An 11,957-nucleotide genomic window follows, 5' to 3' on the forward strand; every position below is an offset into this window, starting at 1 on the left:
ATCCACTACTAATTTTGAATATTTATGTCCAATTTGATTTATAAATGGACAGATAATATACTAATTAAAACAAATACCTCAGGTATCTTATATGCAAGAGAAATCGGATTTAGTTTATCCTTCCTGTTATTATCAAATTGATCGAAAAGAAGCTGAAAAACGGCTTAAAAATATGCCGTTTAGAACGTTCGTATTACGTCCAAGTAGTCAAAAAGATGCAATTGCGGCAATGAGTATCGTTGTCAGAGGGCGAGATAATCAAATCAAGGTCACCCATTTTTTAGTGAACAAAAATCCAGAGGACAATACCCTTATATTGCAAAATCACCAGGGTTCTTACAAAGATCTGACCACAATGGTAAATAGACTTCTAGTTCGACATTGGATTCCTTTTAATCAAATTGAAGCGGTAAAGGGAAGAGATAAATTACCTGGATGTTCGCTACTATCGCTAAATTGGAAGCAATTGGAGCTTAATGAAGAGCAAATTAAAAATGCCTTAAAGGATAAAAAAATTGGAACATTTGTTTTCTCACTGGGGAAAGAAAATGGCGAATATCCTTGGGTTATGAGTTTAAAAATCAGTACGTTTACTTATCTTGATTTTGGTATTTATATTAAAAAAAATGGTTTCTGTGAAAAACCACTTCTGGATCCCTTGGGAAACAAATCTATAATTGAAATTCCAAAGTCACTAGATGAAATCATCAGCTTAAATGCAGGCAAATACTTTGTAGATGAAGTCACTTATAATTCTGCTAAAGGCGAACTTATAAGTTTACCCATCTTTACTGAGCCCTTTAAACTTAAGAAAACAACAATTCAAAGTTATATTCATTCAACTGAAACAGGTGATTTAGATCAAATAAAGCAACTTTTTGGAACCTTGTCTAAGATTCAAAAAAGGGCACTGTTAAAACTTCCTTTTTACATTAAATCAAACTCAGCTGAGCGAGATTTTACCCAAGGCTACACCGCGAAACCGATTGATTTAGCATCACATCAGGAAATAAAAGATTTTTTAACCAAAGAAGAAGAAAAAGTAAATAATTTAACACCCAATGCGCTTATGGGGTTGTTTAAACAATATGCGCTACCAAAAGATTTGGCTAAGCAAATCGCTGAGTACTTGGATTTTAGCGATGGATTGCATCTATCTCAAATAAATAAAGAAGCGCACGAGACAACGAATCCTGGGGTAGAGGAGAATAATAATCCCAAGCATTGAACGAGCTAAGCTAGTTGTTGAGTACACATGATATTCCTTGTATGCACGAGCACTTATAAAAATCAGATAAGAGCTTTTTCGAGGCGCTGTTTCATTTGAGCCTTTTGAAGCTCCGTAAAGCATATTTGAGTCTTAATCTAGGTCTGGATGCTTGGGAGTGAATATAAGAGCCTATTGTAATACAGATTGGTTCGGAAGGAGATGCTGTCGCAATAAAAAACAGGCGTGTTTGGACAGGCAATAATAAACTCTATAATTAGCATCCAATTTATTTCAATTTTTCTAATAAAATAATATCAGTGCCACGGATTTGTGATATTTTTTTTACGCTAACTGATGTTTGCTGGAGTATGCTTTGTATCTCAGAAAATAAATCCAGCCCATGATGTTTTAATGAGCGTAATAAAAAATATGCCTTCCCTTTGTAAGCGAGCGAATTTTCCAGTGCTCTAATAAAACTCTGAAAAGAACTATCTAAATAAAATCTACAACGATTTTTAAATTGGGAAGGAGAGAGAACTCCGTGTTCTGGGTGGAAATAGGGGGGATTGCTGACGATCAAATCAAATTTTTCTTCCCATTTCTTTTCACATAACTCATCATAATTTAAAAGTTGCCAACGAAATTTCAATTCGGGTCGATTAATGTGGGCCAAGTTATAAAAAAAGTATTCGGTATAAACATCCTGAATCTCAATAAAATCAATCTGCCGGATTGCAGGTAGATGCCATGATAATTCGAACCCAATGACACCGCATCCTGCACAGAGATCTAATACTCGTAGCGAATCAATATCGGTATGAGATTTCAATTGTGCTGCGACAAATTTGGCAAGATAAATTGAATCAAGACTGAAATGATATTCGTCAGGTTGCTTGTAATTATAAGTGAAATCTATATTCAGTTCGTTTTGCATAAATCATTTTGAATTATTTTTCGCAATTATAGCCCTAATGAGCTTTATTTTGTCTATTGTTCCCTACTTATATTCATGTTGATGGCAGATAATGGGTTGTTAAAGATGGATAAAATGTGGTGTCTGCTTGTGGGCTACGTTTATAATTCATGACTAATCCAAATCAATTGTTACACCGGATGCAACAACAAACATTGGTAAATAGACATCGATCACACTTGATAATGTGGGTAATCCAGTCATTAGTTATACTGTATTGTGGCGATCCATCATGTACTGCAGGAAATGTAATAACAGTAGTTGACCCACGACAAAAGGTGTAGATAGTACATTAGTACTTGATGTAAACAATAATCCGTTGTCAGCTACTACACTCCAACAGGTAATCCTATCAGGGTTTTGCGCTGTGCTAACAAAAGCTTCCAATAATTTTTAGCACAGATTACCTGTAGGAATAACGAGAAGGGAGCTGATTAAGCTATAACATAGATAGTAGAATGTTGTTGGGCAAAATGACCCAACTTACATAAAGAGTTTGGGAATTGAATAACTCGCTGCAGTACTATACAAATCCATATAAATGTACATAAAACTTAGAGAACGAAAATGATACAAAGGCTGTTAAACGAATGCTGATAATCAGTTAACTGTCAAAGTAGGTTTTATTTCTAACACCTAAACTTTGGATGGTATTACCGATAAACGGGCCTTTATCCGTTACAACCAATTATGATTATCATCAATGTGTCAATTAATATCACTTTTTTCAAGGTATTGTTCATGTTATCAATCGATGGCTCAGTGATTATTTGTCATTAGGTAAATTGTAGCTTACTGCTTTCAACATCATATTCATAAATTTTATAAGAACCCACTATACCTATTTTTTTTGAGCAACGTAGCTCTTTAGATTGAGTAACACTATAAATAAAGTTTTCCAACTCATTGATATTTAACTCTTTCCCTTTACCGTACTGTTCCCTTAATGCTAGTTGCTCTTCAGAAATTTGATGCGGCGCTCCATCATTTCCCAACCACCAATCTAAGGAAAAGGTACTATACCAAGATTGGTAAATGATAAATGTTACTGATTCTTCATTAAGTAATTTTTCAATAACAAACGTATGGTAGTCCTTGCCTATTTGGAGTAGAAATAACCTATCGTCGCATTGATTGTTTATAAGTCGTTCTTGCATTACCTGTTGAATAAAATATAAACTTGAGAATTGCTCTGGCTTTTCAAATCCTTTTTGTTTTCCACATAGATAATTTATCAGCTCACGTGCCAGATCCTTACAATAATGTTTTTTGAGTTTTCCATCCCGTATTCGTTCTTGTACTCGATCTAATGTACTTTTTGCAGTTAATTGCTCGTAGGTATTATCTAAAAAAAATCGATGCATGGTTAAAATATTAAGTCTGGTCCTAAACTCTTATCATTTTATATTAATTTTCTAGATTGTAGCGATCAATATGGGGGCAAACTGCTTTAATTTTGGTTGGATAGAAATAAATAAGACGCTACATTCCTTTTATCTAAATAAATCTGGATTGGTTTATACTTCATTAAGAGTACGTCTTAAGAGAGATCAATCCCCGGGGATAGGTCTTGCATTGCTGTTTCAAGTTTATCTAATACCGACTCTATACCATATTCTGAAGCCTCAAAAATTAATCCAGAGAAAACTGCTTTTTTTGCCTTAAATAGATTGGGGGCAACTTCATCTCGAATCATTTTGCTCTTTTTTGACTCAAGCGCTTTAAGAGCATGAAAATATTCTTGCATCTCTATGCTGGGATTAATATATTTTACTCCTTCATTAATAAGATTTTTTGTCGTGAATTGAAACATTTCATAGTTCATTGCTTGTCGATACAGTGGATCGGCAGCACTATTCTGACAACTTTGTAACAATGCCAGGAGGTTATTAGCAGTCAAATGAATATCTTGCTCGATAGTTAACGAGACGAGCGTTGTCACATCCTTACAAAAGGCATTGAGTCCTTCTAATATACTAATATTTCCTTGCTTATCAAAATCCGCCCATTTACTAAATGTTCTTACTTGTTGATGAGCCCCATTGAGCACCTTTTCTATCCATTTAAATTCATAGGCGTCAGTTTCCTGTTGCGCACCGGTTTTATCTATAGTTAGTAACACCTTACTGTGTGGTCGTTTGTGTTCTCTACCCACTCCCTTGATGGATGTTTCTCTGTGAGTGAGGTACACCGCTCGTCCATGTTTAGGCCTTATAAATTGCTCGTGAAGTACATTTTTATTCGCAATCACATCAATATATAGCCCATAGTCTCCAAGTAATTTTCTTTGTAAATTTTTGGCAAAACCTACCCCTTCGCATACACTCATCACCAGTGTCAACCGAGGTATTACATTTGGATTTTTAAAATCTGGATTAGTTAGGAGTTTTCCAAAATAGATAGCAACATCATTTAAATCATATATTTTTACATCGCCTTGTTGTTTATCAAGAACCATATCATCTAACTCTTCTCTTCCATGAGCCGAAAAATATATTTTACTACGGTTTGTAATCGGTCTAGGAAAGAAATCAGGATTGTGCAACGTTTTAAGGTCACATCCATCTAGTAGTTTCACGAGTATTGTGGGGCTTTCATGGATGATAAGTGTATCAATATTTGCCGTAATTTGATCTTGAGTCAAATTGATGTAAATGAGTTTATCATATTTGGTATCCATGACAGAACTCCATAAGTGATTCCGTATATTCTTAGAGTATAGCTTTTATAGAGCTGAGTAGTTTAACGACTGTCTTGGAACAACTCGTTTAAGACAGTCATCTTTGCATTGTCTCTAAGGCTACTTACCAAGGCTGCATTTTGAAAGGAGATGGAGTGAAAATTTTTTGTTCCTTCTCATTCATTTCATACTCCTCTCCTGTTGAGGGGAACGGTTTAAGTTCCATTGAACGCGGATTAGGGACAGCGCTCTGATCATTCTTAAGTTTATCCTTTACCTGTACTTTAGGTAGTAAATTATTCGCTAATCCTCTAATAAATTCATCGTATATGGCCAATGTTGGCATAGTAATACGAAGAGAAGTTATAGTACCTTCTTTGTCTAGAGAAACCTGTGCACAGGCCTCTGCAAGATGATGTTCTTCTGTAAACTTATGTAAGTCTTTTATAATCACTTCGAGGAATTTTTTTAATTCTCTTCTTTGTTCTTCAGTTAATGAATTAGACTCACAAAGCAACTTAATGGTTAGCGTTTTTGATTCACGATCATTGTCAACCAACAATCGACCTTGAATGATTAATTCCTCAATTATTTTCCAGTCAAAACGTTGTTCATCTAAAGGTTCTAAATCAGAATTGCCTATCAATTCATCAGTAGTGATAACTAATTTACGTGGTTTAGTTAAAAAGTTATCTTCACCAGGATTTGCTTTTTTTTCAGATGCCTTATTAGAAGTAGCATCACTATTCTCACTGCTATCACGGTTAGCTCCATGACCCGAGCAAACGCGCTTTGGTGCTATTTCTTTAAAACAAACCCGACAACGTACCTTTGCTGCTTCCTCAGCAGCTTCTTTTTTTTCTGCTTCTTTTCTAAATTGTTGTAAAGCGAATGCTATAGATGATGTTTTAGGTTCATTGGCTATTATGGATTCAGCAACAGGTTGATATTTTTGGTTAGTTTTTTTCATGAGAATACTCCGGTACACGTTCATAATGATAATCTGAATAAATATTGATTATTTATTTGTTAGTATACCGATTTAATAAAAATCAATTGTATATAAAATGTACATTCGATATTGGTTTGTTTGCTTCCCTCCGTATATCTATGTAAAACTTACCAAAGAAAAGATTTCAAAAATTCGTTTCAATTTGTTTTATAGAGGCTGAGACAAAACCAATGAAAGATAAATCAATATTGCTTGTGGAAGATAATATTAAGCTCGCCAATTACCTTAAAGAAAGCTTACAAGAAGCCGGTTATGATGTCTCTATCGAAAAACGTGGAGATAAAGCGGTCTATCGCATTATCCGTGAGCAACCTGCTTTAGTACTATTAGATATCATGCTACCTGGAATGAATGGGGATCAAGTATGCCACACCATTAGAGAAGAATATTTAGGAAAAATACTCATGTTAACAGCAGTTCATGATATTGAAAGTGAAGTATCCTCTTTAAACCTTGGAGCAGATGACTATTTAACCAAACCTTTTGCAGACGAAGTTTTAAAAGCAAGGGTAGAAGCTTTATTACGTAGACCTAATTTAGTTAATAATCAAAATCAATTTCAATTTGGAAATTTTTCTATCAATTTTAGTACTAAAAGTGTATCTCTCTTTGGAAAAGAAATTTCAATAAGTACAACTGACTTTGAAGTTCTTGCTTTGTTGGTAAAGAATCATGATAGGCTGCTTAGTAGAGATAGCATTATGTATGCTCTTTCTGGGCACGAATATGATGGGGTTGACAGAAGTATTGATTTAAAAATATCACGTTTAAGAAAAGCATTAAATGATAATAGTAACAAGCCTTATCGTATAAAAACAATTCATAAAAAAGGATATGTTTTTGTATCAGAAGCTTGGGTATAGAGGGTTAATTGCAGTAAAAACAACAACTGTACAATTTATATACATTTCGCTCAAGAATTCTTGATAAGATTAAAACATCAAATTTATTTTTAAGCGGAATTCAACAATATGGCTACTCCTCCTTTAATGATTGCATTACAGCTGATCGCTCAAATTGGTCATGTTCCATCTGTTAGTTATGGTTGTGTTGAAACTTCAAATCACGATGAGCATGAGTTTATAAGAACCTCAATATCTGTTGGCAAAAAATCTACCGACTCTGGAATGGATGTAGATGATAAAACTAGGTTTCCAGCATCTTCCCTTAGTAAAATTGTTTTTACTTATTTAGTGTTGCAGTTGGTCAAGGATAAACACATCGATTTGGACGAACCATTATATAATATACTCCAATATGAGCGATTCTTAGTGGCTGGAGAGTACCCCACAAAAGCGAAGGAATTAACGGCTCGACATGTATTATCGCATACTACAGGTTTGCCCAATTTTGCAGGAAGTTTATCTTCCCCCCTTATTTTTGACCCTAAATCAGAGTTAGGTAAGGGATACTCTTATTCAGGCGAAGCTTTTCTGTACTTGCAAAAAGTCATAGAAACCAAAATGGGTAAAGATTTAGAGGTGTTGGCTAAAGAATATGTTTTTGGTCCCTTAGAAATGGAGCGTTCTACATTTATACCCCCCCTTAAATCCGACACCAATGTGGTAAGTGTTCATACTGAGCTAGGAAAATCGGTTCCAATTTATGTGGGCGACCCTTCTGTTAACGCCGCTGGATCGTTATTGACCACTGGTGAAGATTTTTCGAAATTCATCGCTGGCTGGTTAGAGAATATAGATGATCCCATCATAAAGCACGCATTTGAACCCAAGAGTACGGAGGATCTAATGACTTGTGGCTTGGGCTGGCATCTATATAGACAAAAAGACGAACTAGTAGCCTATCAATTTGGTGAAAACCCTAATACGCGAGCGTTTATTGCGATCAATGTAACCACTAAAAAAGGAGCCGTTTTTTTTACCAACTCAGAAAATGGAATGAGTATTGCAAATCAGATGTTCAATTCCCAAGCTTTAGTACGAATTGGCACCCTGCAAGAGCTTTATAAACACTTACATTATGCTCAAAGCGACGAACCTGGGTGGCAGGAAACAATTTTAGGAAAAATTGCTGAAGTTGATGGTAAATTTGAAGAGGCGAGAGGTTATTTTGAAAGGGCCGCTGAGGTTGCACCTACAGACGAAACCAAATTACGACGTCTACAATGGTTTAATGCGATACATGATCTTCCAATAGAAAAAGAATTTACTACGTCCTTGAAGGCTTTTGTTGGAAACTATGAGAATCGTTATAACGATGATGTGGAAATGTCCATACGAGAGGGGAGTTTGATCTTCAAGCAATTTGATCAGGAGATTAAATTGATACGAATAACTGAGACTGATTTTTTGCCAGAAAAGGACCAAACGTTCAAATTAAGATTTGATGGAGAAAAAATGAGCATTAGTTACGTGCACGGGGGGTTGGATAAATGTTTATCGAAAAAGGCTTCACCAAAATCTCTATTGACCTATAAGGAGGAAATGCAACAATTGAGAGAATCTCAGCCTGGTTATCTCAGCGCAGAAACAAAATCCCAATTTTATTTATGATATAAGAGGCAAGAAGGTAGCGTACTAAAAATTTAGCTGATAGGAACTGATTCTAATGTCCCTAATCCTGCATTCATTTCTAAGATTAAACGTTTTGTCTTGGTAGCTCAATTGTAAATCGAGCGCCTTTTAGTATAGGAGAGTGTGTAGCGAAGACTTTTCCTGAATGAAGAGTAAGAATTTTTTTTACAATAGCTAATCCTAAACCAATATGTTTATCGCCAATTTCGATGTTTTCAGCAATGTTGTATTCAGAAAAAATGTCATTCATGCTCTCATTTGATAAGCCAGGACCATCATCATCTATGTGAATATAAATATGATTATTATCCTGCGAGAGGGTCACAGAAATATTTTGTACTGCAAATTTCATGGCGTTTGTAATCAAATTAGTAACCGCATGTTTTAAAATATTTTTATCGATACATGCTTCTAAATAATTTAACTCATTAGTATGTAATGTAATTTTAAATCTGGATAAAGAATAAGGTTCTAATAACTCTCTTAACCAGACTATCATATTTGTGCTAGATGGTTTTATTTTTAATTCGCTGGAATGCATTTTTGAGTAGATCAAGAAGGTGCTGACGATGCGGTTCATATTTGCAATATCTTCCTGGATGCTATGCACCTGTTTATTGAGTAATACATCCTCTGTGTTTTTTCTTTTGATACTATCAGTTGCCATCTGTATGGTTGATAATGGTGTTCTAATTTCATGCGCGACAAATCGACACATTTGTTTGTGTGATTCAATCAGATCCTTTAATCGCTCACCCATATGTATGATATTTATATAAAGACCATACAAAACAGAGGTAGCTCCTATTTTCTGATGAAAGTCGAAATTTCCTTCACTAAATTGCTTTGTAATCTGATATACCTTTTTCATATTTTTCACAAAAAGCAGAGAGAAAAATGTAATAAGACAAAGGGAAAAGAAAAAGAAAGCCCATATAAAATAGTACATTACATCACTAATTCTTGTTGTAACTGGCAAATAGCTAAGTGGGCCAATTTTGAGGATTCCCCCATTAAAACCATAATAAAAAATACTAATTTGTGAGGAGTTTTGAGGTGTTTCAAATACAAGACGCTCTGTTGATAAAGAATTATTTAGGGTGCTGGGCAAGAGGTTACTATTGGGTTGATAAACATGGAGTGGAAAGCCATATATCTTTTCTAATTTTAATAGTTCTTGATCCCAGTTATTTTTGGGTTTTAATAATAAATATTCCACGATTTGTTTTAAAGTAGGGCTCATGTAATGAAAAATAACTTGGGCTGGATCTGAAAAGTAATAAGATAATGCATAGGATGTATTACCAATTTTTTTTAATGCTGTATGTTGCACAAGAACCAGGTTGAGAAATTGATACGTTGTACCGGATAAGTAAAGTATCTGACCTCGATTTAATTGGTTTTTCTGGTTAGAGGTAAGTTTTAGACGGTCGATTGGTATAAGGTGAACATGATTATCAGTCTTGTTCTTTATTATCCCATCCCAGTTTAATTCTGGGGTATTAATAAGTTCATATTCCAAACTAGTTAAAAGTCCTTGTGACATTGTTTTTCCGGCATTGATAACAATATCTGTCTCAACTGACTTTAAATATTTAAAAAAAGCTAAAGCAAAAATTAAAAAAATTCCAAAGAACGCGGTCAAAATTTTAATATATACATTAAATTTCATTACTAAGCACTTTACGTGTTGAACGAGTTGTTTGTGGCGCAAACGCCTCGCCAATAAAATAGAGTGGTCGTTTTTGATTCATTTTTGGTTATATCCAGGTTTAGATTATATCAATCTTATAATCAGCCTAATGGTGAATCAAGAATCTATCGATTTTATACAATGATGAGACGATGAATTTTTGGTGCCAGAAACCCAACCGATCTTTTGTTTATTATCGGGAATATGCTCTTCTATGCGTTTAATCATGTAGGGGAAAAACGGATTGGATGAAAGTCGAAGGATGGAATCCAAACTCATGATGAGGACATTTCGTTCACCACGCGAAGCCGTTGTTCCTAATTGGATGCCATATTTTTTTGAATCTGGAAAAAGGCCATATAAACTGTCGGTTACCGGAAAGGGGATGGCAACATGTGACAACGAGTAAACATCGGGAGGATAGGCCAATCCTATAGGTGAGACATGTTCATGTACTGTTCCAGCTTCAGTGACACGCTCGACAGCATCAATACTGTCGAAACTTGCATTGGTGATGATTACAGTGCGAAATTTTCGTGGAGGCGCATTTAAAAGCTTTGTCACTGCTGTATCTGCGGAAGGACGTAATAACAGACCTAATTTAGCAGCGCGATTCAAATCAAATAATACTAATTCACTACCATTTGCAGGAAGGTTTGCATAAAAAGCAGTAATGATTGCATGTGTACTCACGGTAAAATCCATTACAGACTGGAACGTCAATACTGGTGGAAGTTCTATAAGTCGATCTTCATTGGCAAGGCGTACTATTTGTTGTTGTAATGCGGCAGTTAGACGATGAGACTGGCGTGCTCCATTAACCGGAAAAGAGTTGTATTTAAATGGATTGAACTCAGGAAGGATACTGAGCCAAGCGGCTTTTGCAAAAGGAGGTAAGATAGCCGGGAGAGCAGCAAATCCAACGAAGCGAGCGAAGCGGGTGATTCCTATCATAGGTGAAATTAGGATAATTTTATCGGGTCGTGTTAGCTGTTTGTTTTCAAGAGAATCAAGAGCGTACTTTAAAGCCAGTGCGCCGCCATTTGAAAAACCTATGAGATGAAGAGGTTTTGAGGACCCTATGCGTTTTCGTGCTTCTCGTACGGCTAGCCTGGTGGCCGCCACCCAATCTTCCCATTTAACATCTGTGAGCGCAGCGGGTACTGTGCCATGAGCAGGTAGTCTGATAGCAATAGCAACATAACCATGAGCTACATATCGTCTGGCAATATGGCGCAGACTATAAGGTGAGTCCGTTAGTCCATGTAAAAATACAGCTGCTCCAATAGCGGTACCCCGGGGTTCAATTATATAGGAGTGATTCCAATCAGTGGAAAATTTTTTCGGATAAACTGGGCTTCCAGAGAAATATCGATTTATTGGAACACGTTCTTTACTCTTTAATTGTTCAGTGACTTCGGTCCGTACAGCATCAAAAAGAGCATCTTCTATTCTTATATATTGAGCCCAATCAAGTTTATCCAGTTCTTGGGCATGTTTTTCTTTTGGAACGTAAGTATGCCATAACTCTAAGGCCGGTCCCCGTTGTGAATCGAATATCCTTAACCCAAGCAAAATTAAAAGAGCTAAGCAGACAAACTTAATTACCGACTTAAATAATTTAAATAATCTAGCTCTCATTGATGGGCTCTTTTAATACTCACACTTAAGATTTTTTAGGATACCATTTAGTTTTAATAAAGTATCCTCATTAAAATACGACGACACTCTGCTAAGACTCTCTGATGGAGACTCAACTTTCATTTCGTCCTGGAGGTGCATTATCTTCTCAGTACTGCTCCCATGACCGCCAACTAACGCATGTATTATTCACTCGGTATGTTCAACTTTTAAA

9 protein-coding genes are annotated in these 11,957 nt (G+C 35.6%); 3 read left to right on the plus strand and 6 right to left on the minus strand.

Annotated elements, in window-relative coordinates; translation table 11 throughout:
- Positions 1-91 precede the first annotated feature (91 nt).
- Positions 92-1,228: an SH2 domain-containing protein gene (locus HBNCFIEN_RS07500; RefSeq protein ID WP_182393474.1), complete on the plus strand. Its 1,137-nt coding sequence runs from the start codon at positions 92-94 to the stop codon at positions 1,226-1,228.
- Positions 1,229-1,496: 268 nt separating this feature from the next.
- Here the strand turns inward: HBNCFIEN_RS07500 and HBNCFIEN_RS07505 are convergent, their stop codons facing one another.
- From HBNCFIEN_RS07505 to HBNCFIEN_RS07520, 4 genes are all read right to left on the minus strand, one after another.
- Positions 1,497-2,144 (minus strand): methyltransferase, encoded by a 648-nt coding sequence (locus HBNCFIEN_RS07505; RefSeq protein WP_182393475.1) that lies wholly within the window; start codon positions 2,142-2,144, stop codon positions 1,497-1,499.
- Positions 2,145-2,959: 815 nt separating this feature from the next.
- The gene (locus tag HBNCFIEN_RS07510) at positions 2,960-3,547 is read right to left on the minus strand and encodes a hypothetical protein (protein WP_182393476.1); all 588 of its coding nucleotides are present in this window, start codon (positions 3,545-3,547) and stop codon (positions 2,960-2,962) included.
- Between the two features lie 176 nt (positions 3,548-3,723).
- Positions 3,724-4,863, minus strand: a complete 1,140-nt coding sequence (locus HBNCFIEN_RS07515) for a hypothetical protein (protein ID WP_182393477.1) — start codon at positions 4,861-4,863, stop codon at positions 3,724-3,726.
- A gap of 124 nt (positions 4,864-4,987) precedes the next feature.
- On the minus strand, positions 4,988-5,833 hold the full coding sequence (locus HBNCFIEN_RS07520) for a hypothetical protein (RefSeq protein WP_182393478.1): 846 nt from the start codon (positions 5,831-5,833) through the stop codon (positions 4,988-4,990).
- A gap of 212 nt (positions 5,834-6,045) precedes the next feature.
- Here HBNCFIEN_RS07520 and HBNCFIEN_RS07525 point away from each other — a divergent pair, with 212 nt between their 5' ends.
- Together HBNCFIEN_RS07525 and HBNCFIEN_RS07530 are read left to right on the plus strand one after the other, a co-directional pair.
- Complete coding sequence (locus tag HBNCFIEN_RS07525) at positions 6,046-6,738, plus strand: response regulator transcription factor (protein WP_182393479.1); 693 nt, start codon at positions 6,046-6,048, stop codon at positions 6,736-6,738.
- A 108-nt stretch (positions 6,739-6,846) separates the two neighbouring features.
- Complete coding sequence (locus HBNCFIEN_RS07530; RefSeq protein ID WP_182393480.1) at positions 6,847-8,388, plus strand: serine hydrolase; 1,542 nt, start codon at positions 6,847-6,849, stop codon at positions 8,386-8,388.
- Between the two features lie 85 nt (positions 8,389-8,473).
- On the opposite strand, the gene HBNCFIEN_RS07535 is transcribed toward HBNCFIEN_RS07530, so the two are convergent.
- Both HBNCFIEN_RS07535 and HBNCFIEN_RS07540 read right to left on the minus strand, forming a co-directional pair.
- Entirely contained in the window at positions 8,474-10,081 is a 1,608-nt protein-coding gene (locus tag HBNCFIEN_RS07535; RefSeq protein ID WP_182393481.1) for a sensor histidine kinase KdpD, read from the minus strand.
- 138 nt (positions 10,082-10,219) lie between these two features.
- Positions 10,220-11,743 carry a carboxylesterase gene (locus tag HBNCFIEN_RS07540; protein ID WP_182393482.1) on the minus strand — a complete coding sequence of 508 codons (1,524 nt, stop codon included), beginning with the start codon at positions 11,741-11,743 and terminating at the stop codon, positions 10,220-10,222.
- Between the last annotated feature and the right edge of the window lie 214 nt (positions 11,744-11,957).

This window comes from Legionella sp. PC997, assembly GCF_014109825.1.
Taxonomy (GTDB): Bacteria; Pseudomonadota; Gammaproteobacteria; order Legionellales; family Legionellaceae; genus Legionella.